This is a genomic window from Immundisolibacter cernigliae (assembly GCF_001697225.1).
Classification (GTDB): Bacteria; Pseudomonadota; Gammaproteobacteria; order Immundisolibacterales; family Immundisolibacteraceae; genus Immundisolibacter; species Immundisolibacter cernigliae.
This window is the reverse complement of record NZ_CP014671.1, coordinates 972422-989094: the sequence shown is the minus strand read 5'-3', so window position 1 is coordinate 989094 and position 16673 is coordinate 972422. Positions and strand designations below refer to the sequence as shown.

The 16673-nt window shown below is 68.8% G+C and carries 14 protein-coding genes; 6 read left to right on the top strand and 8 right to left on the bottom strand.

The genetic code is table 11. From position 1 onward, the window contains the following. Nucleotides 1-6 precede the first annotated feature (6 nt). The 5 genes from glgX (at nt 7) to PG2T_RS04620 (ending at nt 8254) form a co-directional block, all read left to right on the top strand. The gene (glgX, locus tag PG2T_RS04640; protein WP_068803045.1) at nt 7-2157 is read left to right on the top strand and encodes a glycogen debranching protein GlgX; all 2151 of its coding nucleotides are present in this window, start codon (nt 7-9) and stop codon (nt 2155-2157) included. Then, nucleotides 2154-2888: a M48 family metallopeptidase gene (locus tag PG2T_RS04635; RefSeq protein ID WP_068803044.1), complete on the top strand. Its 735-nt coding sequence runs from the start codon at nt 2154-2156 to the stop codon at nt 2886-2888. Before glgX ends, PG2T_RS04635 begins: the two co-directional genes overlap by 4 nt. Nucleotides 2889-3183: 295 nt before the next feature. Next, nucleotides 3184-4242, top strand: coding sequence for an efflux RND transporter periplasmic adaptor subunit (locus tag PG2T_RS04630; protein WP_158513149.1), 1059 nt, complete (start codon nt 3184-3186; stop codon nt 4240-4242). Then, nucleotides 4239-7316 (top strand): efflux RND transporter permease subunit, encoded by a 3078-nt coding sequence (locus tag PG2T_RS04625; RefSeq protein WP_068803042.1) that lies wholly within the window; start codon nt 4239-4241, stop codon nt 7314-7316. Before PG2T_RS04630 ends, PG2T_RS04625 begins: the two co-directional genes overlap by 4 nt. Then, entirely contained in the window at nt 7313-8254 is a 942-nt protein-coding gene (locus tag PG2T_RS04620) for an LOG family protein (RefSeq protein ID WP_068803041.1), read from the top strand. The genes PG2T_RS04625 and PG2T_RS04620 overlap by 4 nt, the downstream gene beginning before the upstream one ends. Before the next feature lie 38 nt (nt 8255-8292). Here the strand turns inward: PG2T_RS04620 and PG2T_RS04615 are convergent, their stop codons facing one another. The 4 genes from PG2T_RS04615 to PG2T_RS04600 all read right to left on the bottom strand — a co-directional run bounded on the left by PG2T_RS04615 (nt 8293) and on the right by PG2T_RS04600 (nt 13426). Then, nucleotides 8293-9753 (bottom strand): hypothetical protein, encoded by a 1461-nt coding sequence (locus PG2T_RS04615; protein WP_145930993.1) that lies wholly within the window; start codon nt 9751-9753, stop codon nt 8293-8295. A 54-nt stretch (nt 9754-9807) separates the two neighbouring features. Further along, a complete protein-coding gene (locus tag PG2T_RS04610; protein ID WP_068803039.1) occupies nt 9808-10404 on the bottom strand; it encodes a GNAT family N-acetyltransferase in 597 nt (198 codons plus the stop codon). 197 nt (nt 10405-10601) lie between these two features. Beyond that, complete coding sequence (locus tag PG2T_RS04605; protein WP_158513148.1) at nt 10602-11984, bottom strand: efflux transporter outer membrane subunit; 1383 nt, start codon at nt 11982-11984, stop codon at nt 10602-10604. Between the two features lie 59 nt (nt 11985-12043). After that, nucleotides 12044-13426, bottom strand: a complete 1383-nt coding sequence (locus PG2T_RS04600) for an amino acid permease (protein ID WP_068803038.1) — start codon at nt 13424-13426, stop codon at nt 12044-12046. A 113-nt stretch (nt 13427-13539) separates the two neighbouring features. Here PG2T_RS04600 and PG2T_RS04595 point away from each other — a divergent pair, with 113 nt between their 5' ends. Further along, entirely contained in the window at nt 13540-14280 is a 741-nt protein-coding gene (locus tag PG2T_RS04595; protein ID WP_068803037.1) for a proteasome-type protease, read from the top strand. Between the two features lie 15 nt (nt 14281-14295). Here the strand turns inward: PG2T_RS04595 and kdsB are convergent, their stop codons facing one another. From kdsB to PG2T_RS04575, 4 genes are read right to left on the bottom strand one after another with little or no spacing between them, the layout of a single operon-like run. Then, the gene (kdsB, locus tag PG2T_RS04590; protein ID WP_068803036.1) at nt 14296-15060 is read right to left on the bottom strand and encodes a 3-deoxy-manno-octulosonate cytidylyltransferase; all 765 of its coding nucleotides are present in this window, start codon (nt 15058-15060) and stop codon (nt 14296-14298) included. A gap of 8 nt (nt 15061-15068) precedes the next feature. Next, complete coding sequence (locus PG2T_RS04585) at nt 15069-15248, bottom strand: Trm112 family protein (protein WP_068803035.1); 180 nt, start codon at nt 15246-15248, stop codon at nt 15069-15071. Then, nucleotides 15187-16236, bottom strand: a complete 1050-nt coding sequence (gene lpxK / locus PG2T_RS04580) for a tetraacyldisaccharide 4'-kinase (RefSeq protein ID WP_202816423.1) — start codon at nt 16234-16236, stop codon at nt 15187-15189. The genes PG2T_RS04585 and lpxK overlap by 62 nt, the downstream gene beginning before the upstream one ends. Then, a complete protein-coding gene (locus tag PG2T_RS04575; protein ID WP_236953296.1) occupies nt 16233-16631 on the bottom strand; it encodes a DOPA 4,5-dioxygenase family protein in 399 nt (132 codons plus the stop codon). The genes lpxK and PG2T_RS04575 overlap by 4 nt, the downstream gene beginning before the upstream one ends. Nucleotides 16632-16673 lie beyond the last annotated feature (42 nt).

The following is a 16673-nucleotide window of genomic DNA, read 5'->3' as shown; positions in this document are numbered from 1 at the left end:
TCTGACATGACTGCACCGCTCGATCGTCCCCGCGTGTGGCCCGGCCAGCCCTATCCACTCGGCGCGCACTGGGACGGCCGCGGCGTGAATTTCGCCCTGTTTTCGCTGCACGCGGAAAAGGTCGAGCTGTGCCTGTTCGACGGCACCGGCGCGCGACAGACAGCGCGCGTGGCGCTGCCCGAATACACCGACGAGGTCTGGCACGGCTACCTGCCGGACCTGCGCCCCGGCCAGTTGTATGGCTATCGCGTGTACGGGCCGTATGAGCCCGAGCATGGTCACCGCTTCAATCACCACAAGCTGCTGATCGATCCCTACGCCCGCCTGCTGCACGGCGCCGTGCGCTGGCACGACGCGCTGTACGGCTACCGGGTGGGCGATGCGCGCGGCGACCTGTCCTTCGACACCCGCGACAGCGCCCGTTATGTTCCAAAGTGCGTGGTGGTCGACGACGCAGCGGACGCGCACCACTGGCGCCGGCCCCGCACGCCGTGGCGGCGCAGCGTGATCTACGAGATGCACGCCGGCGGCTACACGCGCCGCCATCCGCAGGTGCCGGATGCCCTGCGCGGCAGTTTTCGGGGTCTCGCCGAGCCGGCGCCGGTCGCGTACCTGGCCGATCTTGGCGTGACCGCGGTCGAGTTGCTGCCGGTCCATGCGCACCTGGACGAGCGGCGCCTGGTCGATGCGGGCCTCAGTAACTACTGGGGCTACAACTCGATTGGCTTTTTTGCCCCGGACAACCGCTTCCTGACCCGGCCGGACCCGGGCGAATTTCGCCTGCTGGCGCGCACGCTGCACGATGCGGGCATCGAACTGCTGCTGGACGTGGTCTACAACCACACCGGCGAGGGCAGCGAGCTGGGGCCGACGCTCAGTTTCCGCGGCATCGACAACGCCAGTTACTACCACCTGAATCCGCAGGCGCCGCGCCACACGCGGGACTTCACAGGCTGCGGCAACAGCCTGAACCTGGCCCAGCCGCGGGTGCTGCAACTGGTGCTCGACTCGCTGCGCTACTGGGTGCAGCAGATGGGCGTGGATGGCTTTCGCTTCGACCTGGCCACCACCCTGGCGCGCGAGGGCTCGGACGGCGGTTTCGATCCGGGCAGCGGTTTTTTCGATGCCGTGCGCCAGGATCCGGTGCTGGCCGGCATCAAGCTGATCGCCGAACCCTGGGATCTGGGGCCGGGCGGCTACCGGCTGGGCGGCTTCCCGGCCGGCTGGGGCGAATGGAACGACCAATACCGTGACACCGTGCGCGCCTTCTGGCGTGGCGATGCCGGCCAGGTGGCGACGCTGGCCTCGCGTCTGACAGGCTCCAGCGACATTTTCCCCAATCACGGCCGCCGGCCGACCGCCAGCATCAATTTCATCACTGCCCACGACGGCTTCACGCTGCGCGACCTGGTGTCCTTCGAGCACAAGCACAACGCTGCCAACGGCGAGCAAAACCGCGACGGCACCGATAACAACCTCAGCTGGAACTGCGGCGTGGAGGGGCCGAGCGACGATCCGGTCATCGAGGCGCTGCGTCAGCAGCAGATGCGAAATCTGCTGGCGACGCTGCTGCTGTCGCAGGGTACGCCGATGCTGCTGGCCGGCGACGAGTTCGGCCACACGCAGGGCGGCAACAACAACGCCTACTGCCAGGACAACGCCATCAGTTGGCCGAACTGGACGCAGCTGGAGCAGGAGGATGGGGCCGCCCTGCAGCGCTACCTGCGCCGCCTGCTCAAGCTGCGCGAGCGCCATGGCGTGTTTCGCCGCGACCGCTTTTTCAGCGGGCGATCGATCACCGCCAGCGGCCACAAGGACATCGTGTGGCTGAACGCCGACGGCAGCGAAAAAGCCGACCACGACTGGCAGGCCGAGCCGCACCTGCTGGCCTGCGTGCTGGACGGTGAGGCGGGCGTGGAGCACCTGGGGCCGCAGGGTCAGTCGCGGCGCGACGACAGTTATCTGGTCATCCTGCATGCGGGTGCCGAGGCGGTGGTGTTTCACATGCCGCCGGCCGGGCTTGGCGCATCCTGGCGGCGCGTGTTCGATACCTGTGCGACTGACGGCAGGGGTGACGGGCTGAGCCTGTCGGCCGGTGGCGAGTGCAGCCTGCCGCCGCGCTGCGTGCAGGTATTCGAGCGGCTCGGCGAGCCATGACCGGGGACGTCGCTGTCCCGCTAGCCTTCGAGCTGGACGGCCGGCGGCTCGCTTGCCGTGTGCTGCGCGCCCGGCGGCGTACCTATGCGCTGCGCGTGAGCGCCGACGGCGTGCTCGAACTGCGCGTGCCGCTGCGCCTGCCGGCGCGCTTGTTGCCGGACATCCTGCACCGCCACCGGCGCTGGATTGCCGGCCAGCTCGAGCGTCGCGCTCGCCGAATGACAGCTGCCCCGGATTTCGGCCCCGGCAGCCAGCAGCGGTATCTTGGCCAGGGCTACCCCTTGCAGCTGGCCGTCGGCCGCGCGCGGGTGCAGTTGCAGGACGGCTGCCTGCAGGTGTCGGTGCCGGCGCCGGAACACGCGCCGACGGTCAGCGGGGCGCTCGATGGCTGGTACCGCCGCCAGGCGCAGGCCCTGCTGCCGCCACGGCTCGCGACCCTGGCGACTGCGTTGCCCTGGTTGTCAGGGCGGGCCCTGCCGCCGCCGCGGATCGTGCGTCTGCGTGCTCGCTGGGGCAGCTGCGCGGCCGATGGCCACATCACGCTGAACCTGGGCCTGGTGCTTCTGGAGCAGCCGCTGATCGACTACGTGCTGCTGCACGAGCTGTGTCATCTGCGGGAAATGAACCACGGGCCGCGGTTTTACGCCCTGCTGGCGGCGGCGCTGCCGGACCATCGCGAGCGCCGGGCAGCGCTGGCGCGGGAGCGCCCATGGCGGCCGGCGCCGGCCTGATCCGGACCAAACGGCCGGTCAGGGATGTGCATTGGCTGTGCTATAAAACAGCGCGTCCCGGCCCACCTGGCGCCCCTCGACGGGGTTCCGAACAGCCCGGCGCGCACCGACGTGGGCAGGGCCGCCCGCGTGATTCTCCAGCCAGATGATTTCACTTGCGTGCCGTGCGCAACCATCGTTCGGACAGGATGTCGAACGGATCGCCGTGGCGGCTTGCCCGCGGCGTTGCCCGATTTCCCCCAGCCACAGACCAAGAACAGCTTCCATGCCAGCTTTGCGCCCGTTCGTGCGGACCGTGCCCGCGGTCCTCGTTTTCGCCTTCGCGTTGGTTGCCTGCGGCAAGCAGGAACAGGCCGCCGTCAAGCCGCCCGGCATTCTCGTGACCACCACGCAGGTCGGCATGGCGCCGGTGGAGACGCTGGAAAGCAGCGTCGGCCAGATCGAGAGCCTGGTCGAGCCGGTGGTGGCGGCCGAGGTTGCCGGGCGCGTGCTCAGTGTCAAGGTCGAGGTGGGCGACGAGGTGCGCAAGGGACAGACCCTGATCGAGCTCGACAGCGAGGACTACCGCCTGCGGCAGGGTTCGGCGCAGGCCGAGATCGGCCGCCTGGCAGCCCTGATCGCCCAGCAGGAGCGCCTGGTCGAGCGCTACGAGACCCTCGCGAAAAGCGATTTTTTCGCCAAGAACGCGCTCGATGACGCTCGTGCCCAGTTGCAGGCCCTGCGCAGCCAGCGAGCCGCCGCGCAGGCGCAGTTGTCGGAAGCCACGCGCAACCTGGCCCGCGGCCGGGTGACGGCGCCCATCGACGGCGCCGTGTCGGCGCGCATGGTCAACGTTGGGGACTACGTCGCGGTGGGGGCGCCGATCGTGCGCCTGAGCACCGATCGCCTGCTGCGCGTGGCCCTGCCGTACCCGGAGGCGCTGGCCGACGTGCTCAAACCCGGTCTGCCGGTGCGCCTGCGCTCGCCCTCGGCACCGGACACGGTGGTCGAGGCCGCCATCAGCGAGATCCGCCCCACCGTCGGCCAGGACAACCGTGCCTTGCTGGTGCTGGTCGATCTGCCCAACCCGGGCGGCTGGAAGGCTGGCGCCAGTGTCGATGGCGAGGTCATTCTCGGTCGTCGGGAGCAGGCGATGACGGTGCCTGAAACCGCCGTGGTGCTGCGCCCGGCCGGGCCGACCGTGTACGTGATCGAGGGCGACAAGGCGCGTGCCGTCACGGTCAAGCCCGGCGTGTACCGCGCCGGCACGGTGGAGATACTGTCCGGGCTGGAGGCCGGCGCCCGGGTGGCGGTTGACGGTGCCGGCTTTCTGACCGACGGTGCATCCGTGCGGGTGCAGGAAGGTGGCGCATGAGTCTGCCGGAACTTTCCATCAACCGGCATGTACTGGCGTACATGCTGAGCGGCGTGATCGTGCTGTTTGGCATCGTCGCTTACCGCGCGCTGGGCGTGGACCGCTTTCCGCATATCGATTTCCCGATCGTGTCGGTGACCACCACCCAGCCGGGCGCCAACCCGGAGGTCATCGACGCCAGCATCACCAACATCATCGAGCGCCAGGTCAACAGCGTGCCCGGCATCGACTACATCCAGTCCAGTTCCACGCCCGGCGTGTCGCAGGTGACCATCACCTTCAAGCTGGAAAAGGACATCGACGTCGCCTTCCAGGAGGTGCAGTCCAAGGTCAGCCAGGTGGTGGCCGACCTGCCCGACGACGCCGACCCGCCGGTGGTGGCCAAGGTGGAGGCAGACGCCACGCCGATCCTGTGGCTGCACATCCTGGGCGATCGCACGCTGCAGCAGCTGAACACCTTTGTCACCAACACGCTGCGCCGCCAGATCGAAACCATCGACGGCGTCGGCGACATCCGCATCGGCGGCCTGCGCCCCCGCAACATCCGCGTCGAGGTTCACCCGGAGCGCCTGAGCGCGCACGGCCTGACGGTGCAGGACGTGCTGGATGCGTTTCGCAACGAGCACCTGCTGCTGCCCGGTGGCTTCGTCACCTCGCGCACGCAGGAGCGGCTGCTGAAGCTCGATATCGAGTACCACAGCCCGCGCGAGCTGCAGAACATGGTGATCGGCTACGAGGACGGCGCCGAAATCCGCCTGTCGCAGGTGGCCGAGGTCATCGACGGCATGGCCGATTACCGGCGTCTGGCGCGGCGCGACGGGCAGTCGGTGGTCGGCATGGGCATCGTCAAGGTGACCGGCGCCAACACCGTGGCCATCGTCGACGAGGTCCAGCAGCGCCTGAAAACGGAAATCATCCCCCAGCTGCCGGCCGGTATCGAGATCCGGCAGGGCACCGACAACTCGATCTTCATCGTCGAGATGGTCGATGCGCTCAAGGAGCATCTGATCTCCGGCACGCTGCTGGCCGGGGCCGTGGTGCTGCTGTTCCTGCGCAGCTTCCGGGCCACGCTCATCATCGCCGCCGCCATTCCGGTGTCGCTGCTGGGCGCCATCGCCGTGATGTACTTTCTGGACTACACCTTCAATTCCATGACCCTGCTGGCGCTGCTGCTGCTGGTCGGCGTGGTGGTGGACGACGCCATCGTGGTGCTGGAGAACATCCACCGCCACCGCGAGCACATCGACCCGGACCCGCGCAGCGCGGCCATCGAGGGCACCAAACAGGTGATGTTCGCGGTGCTGGCCGCCACGCTGTCGCTGGTCGCCATCTTCGTGCCGGTGGTGTTCATGGGCGGCATGATCGGGCGTTTCTTCAGCTCGTTCTCGGTGGTGGTGGTGTTCGGCGTACTGGTGTCCTGGTTCGTGTCGCTGACGCTGACGCCCATGCTGTGCTCGCGCTACCTGGACGTCAGCCACAGCCACGGCCGTCTTTACGGTGCATTCGGCCGTTTTTTCGAGGCCATGGATCGCTTTTACCGGCGTGTGCTGAATGCCGGCCTGCGCTGGCGCTGGGGGGTGGTTGCAGCAACCCTGGTAGTGGTGGCCAGCAGCGGCTGGTTTTTCGGCGCGATCGGCAAGGAGTTCGTCCCGGTGGAGGACGAGAGCCGCTTCATGGTGATCTTCAAGACCCCGCTCGGCTCGAGCGTCGAGTACACCAACTCGCGCCTGCAGATGATCGAGCAGGTGCTGGAGGCCGACCCGACGGTGCTGTACACCTTCGGCGCCATTGGCCTGTTCACGACGGCGCAGGCCAACGAGGGCATGGTTTTCGTCACCATCACGCCGCGCGACGAACGCGCCATCAGCCAGCATGAGGTCATCGCCCGCCTGCGCCCGCAGCTGGGCAGCCTGCCCGGTGTGCGCGCCTTTGCCGTGCCGACACCGGCCATCGGCGGCCAGCGCGGCGAGACCCTGCAGTTTGCGGTGCGCGGGCCGAACCTCACGCGGGTCGGCGAGTATGCGGTGCAGATGCGCGAACGCCTGATGCAGATGCCAGGCTTCGGTTTCATCGACCTGGACCTGCTGCTGGACATGCCGCAGCTGCGCCTCGAGATCGATCGCACGCGCACGGCGGCGCTGGGCCTGTCCAGCCGCGACGTGGCAATGGCAGCCAACGTGCTGGCCGGCGGCATGGACATCGCCAAGTGGAACGACGATCCGGGCGATGGTGAGCGTTACGACGTGCGCCTGAAGGCACCCGACGGGACCTTCGAGACGCCCGATGACCTGCGCAAGATTTTCCTGCGCGCCGGCAACGGCGAGCTGGTGCGCCTGGACACCGTGGCCCGCTTCGTCGAGAAGCCCGGCCCGGCGCGCATCGACCGCTTCGACCTGCAGTACGCGGCGCGTTTCTACAACAATCCGGAAATGCCCCTGAACGTGGCGGTCGAGAAGGTGCAGGGCGTCGCCGCCGAGGTTCTGCCGCTGGGCTATTCGATCAAGCTGCTGGGCTCGGCGCGCGAGTTCAGCCAGACCATGGGTTTCGTCGCCACCGCCTTCGTGCTGGCGCTGGTGATGCTGTACATGGTGCTGGCCAGCCAGTTCGATTCCTTCCTGCAGCCGCTGATCATCATGGTGGCCCAGCCGCTGGCGATGGTCGGCGGGCTGGCGGCGCTGTGGCTGGCCGGCCATACGCTGAACATCTATTCGATGATCGGTCTGGTGCTGCTGGTGGGCCTGGTGGCCAAGAACTCGATCCTGCTGGTTGACCTGACCAACCAGCTGCGCGACGAGGGCAAGAGCATCGGCGAGGCCCTGCGCGAGGCATGTCCGGTGCGCCTGCGCCCGGTGCTGATGACCTCGCTGACGGTGATCCTGGCCATGCTGCCGGCGGCCTTCGGTGTCGGTGCGGGCTCCGATACCAACGGCCCGCTGGCGGTGGCGGTGATCGGCGGCATGGTGTCCTCGACCCTGCTCACGCTGGTGGTGGTACCGGTGGTGTACTCGCTGGTTGAGCACGGTGTGCTGCGTCTGCGCGCGCGTCGAGCGGCGCGTCGTCCCGCCTCGGCATGAGCCGTCAGCCGCCGCCTCCGCCGACCGAGCAGCGGGCAAGGCCGCTGCCGGAGCAGCATCCGAAGCCGGCTTCCGAGGATCCGGCCGCGCCGCAGCGCGTGCAGGCCATCCTGGACAGCCCCAGCTACCGCATCGCCGACCAGGACCCGGATTTCCTGAGCCAGGAGGACACCCGCGGCCTGCGCCTGCACGTCGACTACCTAAAGCCGGAACTGCTGCTGCGCGAGCACGGCATACGTCACACGATCGTGGTGTTCGGGGGCACCCGCATCAGCGAACCGGCAGTGGCCGAGCGCGATGTCGAGGCTTGCCGCGCCGCCCTGGCGGCCGAGCCGGGCAACACGGCGCTGGCCGAGCAGCTGGCGGTGGCGAAGCGGCGTGCCGCCAAGAGTCATTACTACGACGTGGCGCGCGAACTGGGGCGCCTGGTCGGCTGCGCCGGTGACGGGCCGCAGGACTGCCGGGTGGTGGTGATGACCGGCGGCGGGCCGGGCATCATGGAGGCGGCCAACCGTGGCACCTTCGACGTGGGCGCCAAGTCGGTGGGTCTGAACATCAGCCTGCCGCGCGAGCAGTACCCGAACCCCTACATCACGCCGCGGCTGTGTTTTCGCTTCCACTACTTTGCGATGCGCAAGCTGCACTTCCTGCTGCGGGCACGGGCGCTGGTGGCCTTTCCGGGCGGTTACGGCACACTCGACGAGCTGTTCGAGACCCTGACGCTGATCCAGACACGCAGGATCCATCCGGTGCCGGTGGTGCTGGTCGGGGAGAGCTACTGGCGACGGGCGGTCGATTTCGACTTTCTGGTCGACGAGGGCGTCATCGATCCCGAAGACCGGGAGCTTTTCTGGTACGCGGAAACCGCGCAGGACATCTGGGGCAGCATCCAGCGCTGGCATGAGGCCAACGGCGGCAGCCTGTTTCCCTGCGCCTGAGTCGGGGGCGTGCCCGGTGCCGTGCCGGTGGCGCGGTTTCAGCCCGATGCGGACTTGCCGATGCGTTTCGGCAAGCCTCTGCGGTAGGACCACCAGACCACTGCGGTGAGTATCAGGATGCCGATGCTCAACGCGAGCCATACCCCGGCGTGGTTTGGCTCCCAGCCGAAAATTTCCGCGATCACGCTCTTGACCTGCAGCAGCGAGATCACCGCCAGCAGCATCTGAATGATGGTCTCGCCGCCCTTGCGCTGGTGTTCGCGCACGATCTCGATCTGGTTTTTCAGCTGATCCAGCTTCGCCAGCACGGCCGTGCGCCGGGCATTCGAACCGCGGCACAGGTCGCCGGCATCGAACAGGGACCGTTCGGTGACGTAATTGAAAACATTCGGCAGATACAGCGCGCTCAGGTGGCTGTCGGCGTCGAAATGGGCGTCCTCGAGGGCGCCGAGTCGGGCGCCATGATCGGCCAGCGCCGCGCTGATGCCGCGCTCGGCCCAGTCCACCAGCGTTTCGTTGTAGATCAATGCCGCGTGGGGCAGGATCAGGTACGGGCTGATGCCGATGCTGTTCCAGCATTCGCGCATGCCGCGGTCGTCATCGGCGATGCTGATCAGCGTGCGGCGGTGAATGCGCAGGAACGACGAAGACGCGGCGAAGGTCGGCTCCAGGGTGTCGAGCGCCTCCTCGTCGTCGATTTTTTCGAAGTCGAAGATGCCGGTGACGATGCCGCAGTAGGCCATGATCTGCCGCCGCTGTGGGCAGTCCTCGCGCATCCAGGTTTTGAGCCGTTGTGCAGCCTCGTCGCCGTCCGCTTCACGGGCGCTGCGCAGGGTGTCGAACACGTTCGGCCGCGGTTCGTCGGTCTTGGCTGCGGCGTCGCCGTCGTCGTTGCCGATCAGCAGTTGCAGCGTCCCGCATTTGAGCTCGGGATCGTCGTTCGCCTGCAGCGGCAGCCCGAGGCGCCGCGGCAGTTCCGAGACCAGGCAGCCGGCGGAGTCTGCATCGTCCAAGCGGAAGCGGATCTGCTCACGCAGGCCGGTGCGTTCCGTGCGGCCGTCGTACAGGTGGATCAGCATGATCAGGTCGTATTCGCTGAAGGTCTCGCCCTCGCGCGGGGTGATCACCAGATGCCAGATGCGCCGGCCGCAGGCCGCAAAACGCGTCGAGCTGACCAGCAGCTCCGCGCGGCGCAACGGCGCCTCGATGCGCAGCTGCGGGGCACGCCCCTCGGAGTGGTAGGTGAACTGTTTCGGGTACTCGATCAGGATCGGCCGCCGCTGCGGGGGATGCGCTTCGATGTCGCTGCCGAACGGCGGGGGATCCTGGAAGCGGTAGGCCAGCAGGTCCAGTTCCATCGACTGGAACACACTGCCGGACGGGTACACGAACGGCGGTACCGACTCCGCTGGGTTCTCGACGAAATGCAGGCACACCGCCGCCATTGCGATGTTCAGTGTGGGGTTGTCCGGTCCCGGTGCTTGGCTCAGGTCTGGCATCGTTTGCTCGCTGGGCGGTGGCTGAATTGCGGGCTGCTGCGGTGTGGGCGGGCATTACCGGGCGGCGATCGTCACGGCGCAATCGGCCCGCTGGGCGAGCGCCCGTTGCATGGCGCGAAAATCGGCATCCGCCGCCGGATCCGTGATTCCGAGCGCCCGATAGAACTCGTGCAGAAACCCTTGCACCACAGCGGCCGGGACGGCGCCGGAGGGCGGATGGAAGACCAGCAGCAGCAGGTGCCGGCAAGGCCCGCTGCCGCCCTCGAGTGCCGGTTGCACGTACGGCACATCGATCCGCCGCGCGCCCAGTCGCGCCAGCGCCGTCAGGCGTTCGGCGGGCGGCATGGCGTTGCCCTCCGGGCCGACCTGGTCCGGGTCTTCGGCTTCGGCGAATACGCCGCGCAGGGACGTGCCGTGCGCCTCGGCCTCCTGCTGCAGCCGCGCCAGTGCGCCCTGCACGAGCCGCCGGCCAAGGCCACGCCGGCGCGAGTCGGCCGCGGTCACCAGATAGGTCAGCAGGCCGCAGCGGCTGTCGCGGTAATACTCGAACGCGATGCCGCCGAGCAGGTTTCGGCCCTGCTCGTCGATGGCGACCAGCAGGTGCATGCGCGGCTGCGGCGCGGGCAGCTCGCCATACAGCCGGGGGGCCACTGCGCCGGGTCCTCGCGCTCGGCAGGATCGGTGAAGGTGCGCCGATACAAATCCTCGAAGGCGGCCAGCAATGCCGGATTCGGATGCTCGCGCAGGTCGATCAGGTATGGGTCGGGCATGCTGTCGCGCGGTAGCAGGAAGGTTTCTGTCGTGACGGCCAAGTCGCGGGCCGTGATGGGCTCAGCCACGGCGCGGGGTCAGCTTGGCGCCGGCGCCGGCCAGTCGCCGCCCAGTGCCTTGTGCAGCGTTGCGGCGGCCACGCGGGCATCGCGCGCGGCGGCGGTCAGGTCCAGCTGCGCCGTGAGCAGGCTGCGGTCGGCATCCAGCACGTCCAGATAAAGCCCCCGGCCGCTCAGATACTGCAGGCCGGCCAGCTCGCGCGCCCGGGTCAGCGCCGCGACGGCATCGGTCTGCGCCTGCTGCCGGGCCTGCGCCTCGCGCAGGGAGGTCAGCGCGTCGCGCACTTCACGAAATGCCGTCTGCACCGTCTGCCGGTACAGCGCCTGCGACTGCGCGCGCCGGGCCTGCGCGCCGGCTACCTGGGCCTCGGCGCGGCCAAAGTCGAGCAGCGGCGCCACCAGGGAACTGCCGAGCGACCAGCTGGCCGCCTGGCCGCTGAAAAGATCGCCCACGCGCAGCGCGTCCGAGCCGATCAGCGCCGTCAGGTTGATGCGTGGGAACCACAGGGCACGCGCGGCGCCGATATCGGCATCGGCTGCGCGCAGCGCGGCCTGCGCGGCGCGGATGTCTGGCCGGCGCTCGAGCAGCTGCGCCGGCAGCACGCCGGGAAACTCGCCGGGCAGGTCCAGGGTCGCGAACTGGCCGGGCGGCGGCTGCCCGTCGAACAGCGCCTGTGGCGAGGCGCCGCTGAGCACTGCCAGCGCCGTCTGTGTCCGGCCGAGCGTCTCGCGCAGGCTGGCGGCCTGGGCGCGGGCAGCGGCCAGCGCTGCTTCGGCCTGGCGCAGCGTCAGTTCCGTGTCGGCCCCAAGACGCAGCCGCGCGCGTTGCAGGCGCAGCGCCTCCTGGCGGGACAGCACGGTGGCGTCGGTGATGGCCAGTTGGCGTTCGGCCGCACGCAGGTCGAGGTAGGCGCTGACCACGTCGGTCACCACCGTCAGGCGCAGCGCGTCGGCGGTGTAGGTGGATTCGAGCAGGCGCGCACGGGCGGCGTCGGTCGCGCTGCGCAGGCGGCCGAACAGGTCCAGTTCGTAGCCGAGCACGCCCGCCACGCTGTAAAGCTCGCGCACGCCGGCGTTGCCAAGACTGCCGTTGCCGCTGGCACTGCGCTGGCGGGACGCATCGGCCTGCGCATCGAGCGTCGGCCACTGCTCGGCGCGGCTGGCGCCAAGCTGCGCCCGTGCTTCTTCGATGCGCGCGGCGGCCAGCGCCAGATCGAGGTTGTATTCGAGCGCCTGCGCGACCAGCGCATCCAGCGCTGGGTCGCCGAACCGGCGCCACCAGTCGGCCATGGGCGCGGCTGCATCCTGGCCGATGACCGGATCGTTCCAGCCGGCGGGCAGGGCGATTGCCGGCGGCGGTTCGTGCGGCGCCAGCGAACAGCCGGTCAAGGCCGTTGCCAACAGCAGCAGCGTTGCGTGTCGTGGTCGGCGCGGCACGGTGTCTGGGCCCGGCTTTCGCGTCAGGCGCGCCCGAGCACGCTGCGCTGGCGTGCATAGCCGAAATACAGCGCCACGCCGATCAGCATCCAGACCACGAAGCGCCACAGCGTCACCGCCTCCAGGCTGGCGATCAGATAACCGCAGGACACGATGGCCAGGATCGGCACCCACGGCATGAACGGCGTGCGAAACGGTCGGTGCAGGTCCGGTTGGGCACGGCGCAGGTACAGCACCGCCAGCGACACCATGATGAAGGCCGCCAGCGTGCCGACGTTGACCAGCGACGCCACTTCGTGAATCGGCAGCACGCCGGCGGCAATGGCGATCACCAGGCCGGTGGCAAGGATGGTGCGCGCCGGCGTGCGCGTGCGCGGGTGCACGGTCGAGAAGGCCTTGGGCAGCAGGCCGTCGCGCGACATGGCGTAGAACACGCGCGTCTGGCCGTACATCATCACCAGCAGCACCGAGGTCAGGCCGGCCACCGCGCCGATGGCGGTGGCACCGGCGGCGAAGCGTTCGCCGACCCCGGACAGGGCAAAGGCAATCGGGTCCGATACGTTCAGCGAGGTATACGGCGCGATGCCGGTCAGCACCACGGTGACGGCGATGTAGATCAGCGTGCACAGGACCAGCGAGGCGATGATGCCGATCGGCATGTCCCGCTGCGGATTTTTTGCTTCTTCGGCGGCGGTCGATACCGCATCGAAGCCGATGTAGGCAAAAAAGATCAACCCGGCGCCGGCCATCACGCCCTCCCAGCCAAACGGCATGAACGGCTGCCAGTTGGCCGGCTCCACATGCGGTACGGCGGCGAACAGGAAAATGCCGATCACGGCCAGCTTGAGCACCACGATCAGGCCGTTGGCCAGGCTGGTCTGGCGCACGCCCAGCGCCAGCAGACCGCTGATCAGCAGCATCACGCCGAAGGCCGGCAGGTTGATGTAGCCGCCCTGCAGGGGGCCGCCGACCAGCTGCGCCGGCAGCGTGATGCCAAGCCCGGCCAGCAGGCGCAGGAAATAGCCCGACCAGCCGATCGCCACCGTGGCGCAGGCCAGCCCGTACTCCAGGATCAGATCCCAGCCGATGATCCACGCCGGCAGCTCGCCCAGCGTGACGTAGGTGTAGGTGTAGGCGCTGCCGGACAGCGGCACCGTGGACGCGAATTCGGCGTACACCAGCGCCGCGAAGGCGCAGGCGAAGGCACCCACCACGAACGACAGCGACAGCGCCGGCCCGGCCTTGGTGGCGGCCGCCACGCCGGTGAGCACGAAAATGCCCGCGCCGATGATGGCGCCGATGCCAAGCAGAGTCAGGTCCAGTCCCGACAGGCTGCGCGCCAGGCCATGCTCGCCATTGACGAGCGCGGCGCTGATGGATTTCTTGCGCGTCAGGCCCTGCGTCATCGTGCGTGCTCCCCGGCTGTTTGGTCAGATCGCATGATTCCGGACTTGCCGGATAAATGAAAGCGCCCCGGCGTTTCCCTATAATCCCCGGCCCATTCAGCGCGAGACCCCCCATGACCTACTGCGTCGGCGTCAAGGTCAACGCCGGCCTGGTGTTCGCATCCGACTCGCGCACCAATGCCGGCGTCGACCAGGTCAGCACCTACAGCAAGATGCACGTGTTCGAGCGGCCCGGTGAGCGGGTGTTCGTGGTGCTCAGTGCCGGCAACCTGGCCACCAGCCAGGCGGTGATCCACAGCCTGCGACGCGAGTTCAAGGACCCGGCCGGCGTCGGTCTGGGCGCCGTCGCCGACGTCTTCGAGGCCGCCGAGCATCTGGGCGACGTGAGCTACCGCGTCCAGAAGGAACACGCGGATGCGCTCGAGCGCAGCGGCGTGAGCGCCGAGGCGAGCTTCATCATCGGCGGTGAGGTGGCGGGAGCCGGTCATGAAATCTGTCTGGTCTACCCGCAGGGCAACTACATCAGCGCCACCCCGGAAACGCCGTATTTGCAAACCGGCGAGACCAAGTACGGCAAGCCGATCCTGGACCGCATCATTGCGGCCGACACCACGCTCGACGACGCAGCCCGCTGCGCGCTGGTGTCGCTGGACTCGACCATCCGCGCCAACATCTCGGTCGGACCGCCGCTGGATGTGGCCATCTGCGTGGCCGGTGAGCTGCGCGTCAGCCGCCGCCTGAGCCTGGCCGGCGACTCGCCGCTGTACATGGGCGTACAGCAGGGCTGGAACGAGGGCCTGAAACGGGCCTTCCTGGAGCTGCCGCGCTTCGAGTGGGAGCGCGGCGCGGCCTGAGCCGCCGTGGCGGTTTCAGCCGCCTTGGGCGACCCGCTCGCGCAGGCGCGCCAGGTCGTCTGGCGTGTCCACGCCGACCGGCGCCGGCGCACAGGCCTCGGCCACGTGGATGCTGGCGCCGTTCCACAGCGCGCGCAGCTGTTCCAGCATTTCGGTGCTTTCGATGGCGGCCGGCGGCCAGTGCACGAAGGCGCGCAGGAAGCCCACGCGATACGCGTAGATGCCGATGTGCCGCTGCCAGCCGGGGACCGCGTCGGCCAGATGTTCCGCTTCCGGCATGCCGTCGCGCGGCTGCGGGATCAGCGCCCGGCTGAAGTAAAGCGCATAGCCCTCGCGGTCGCAGACCACCTTCACCACGTGCGGGCTGGCCAGATCGGACAGGGTCAGGATGCGCTGGCTCAGGGTCGCCATGTCGGCGGCCGGATGCGCAGCCAGATTGCCGGCCACCTGGCGGATCAGCGGCGGCGGCATCAGTGGCTCGTCGCCCTGCACGTTCACCACCAGGGCATCGTCCGGCAGGCCGAGCTGGCGGGCCGCATCGGCGATGCGGTCGGTGCCGCTGCGGTGCTCGGGCGAGGTCATCACGACTTCGGCGCCAAAGGCCCGCGCGGCGGCCTCGATGCGGGCATCGTCGGTCGCCACCGCCACCCGCGCCGCGCCGCTGGCCAGCGCGCGTTCGTGAACCCACTGCAGCAGCGGCCGGCCGCCCAGGTCCGCCAGCGGCTTGCCCGGCAGGCGCGTGGCCGCGTAACGGGCCGGGATGATGACCGTGAAGTCCATGCGCGGGCCTACAGCTCGACCTCGGCCGGAATCTGGCGCGCCTCGTCGATCAGCATCACCGGAATGTCGTCGACGATGGCGTAGGCCAGCCGATCGACCTTGCAGATCAATTCCAGCGCCTTGGCGTCATACACCAGCGGGCCCTTGCACAGCGGACAGACCAGGATGTCGAGCAGTTTTTTGTCCACGGCCGAGTTTCTCCAGCAGGCGGGCGGCGAAGGCATCATCGAGCCGGACGTCGAAATCCAGCGCGTAGCAGCGCGAATGGGCGAACGGCTGGCATTTTACGGCATCCTTTCCGGTCATCACGACCGCCAGATCGTCACCAAAATCCAGCATCTGTGCGCCTAAAACGGCATGGTCCGGCTGCGGATGCTCGATCACGATCATGCCCAGGCGTCGCAAGCTGTCGAAGAACCCGTCCGGTGCCGCGATGCCGGCGATGGCGTGCACCGTCCGTCCGGCGAAGGTGCCCGGCTCGAACAGCGCGCCGTTCTGCAGGCGCCGCAGGCGAAAGTTGACGAACTGCATGCTGACCTCGCCGGCCTTGCCCTCGCCCTTGACCACCACGAAGTCCGCCTCGGTCAGGCGCGAGCGCGGCTCCCGCAGCGGCCCGGCCGGCAGCGGCAGGCCGTTGCCGAAACGTCGCTGTCCGTCGACCAGCACGATTTCGACATCCCGCCGCAGGCGGTAATGCTGCAGGCCGTCGTCGCACACCAGCACATCGGCGCCGTCGGCGATGGCGCGGCGCCCGGCGCGGACGCGGTTGGCGTCCACGTACACCGGCGCGCCGGTGGCCTGCGCCAGCAGCAGCGGCTCGTCACCGCACTCGGTGGCGCTGAGCGACGCGTCCACGCGCAGCGGCCGTGGCCCCTTGCGGGCGCCGTAACCACGGCTCAGGACCGCCGGCCGGTAGCCTCGATCCTGCAGCAGTTGCACCAGCCACTGCGTGAACGGCGTCTTGCCGTTGCCGCCGACGCCGATGTTGCCGACCACGATCACCGGCACCGGCAGGCGCGTGCGCGGCAGCAGACTGCGCCGATAAAGACCCCGGCGCAGCGCCACTGTGGCGCCAAACAGGGCCGCCGGCGCCAGCAGCAGCGGAAACGGCGGCAGCCACAGGCACCAGCGCCGCTGCCAGCTGCGCTCGATCAGGCGCCGGGTGAATCCACTCACGCGGGCAGCTCGCCGGCGTCGATGCGCTCCAGAAACGCGATGTCCAGCGGCAGCTTGTCGCCCAGCCAGGCGCAGCGCACGGCGTGATCGTCGGCGTGGCCCAGGCCCGACTCGGGGTGGATCAGGATGTCCAGGCCCTGGCGATTGAGCATCAGAAACGGCACCACCTGCCCGAACAGCTCCGGCCCGAAGGCCACCTGATACATCGGCTTGCTGTGCGGGCCGACCGGCTGCTCGCGCCAGCGGCCCATGCGCACCGGGAAGCGGCGTTCCAGTTCCTCGCGCAGCCAGGCTGCCGCCGGGCGGGTGGCGGGGTCGAAATACACGTGCGCGTGGTACTCGGCCGTCGTTTGCGGCAGTACGACTAAAAATTCCTGCATCGCCTCGATCTCCATGCTTTTTCGGTATCGCGATCCGCCGCGACGATTATCGGCCAC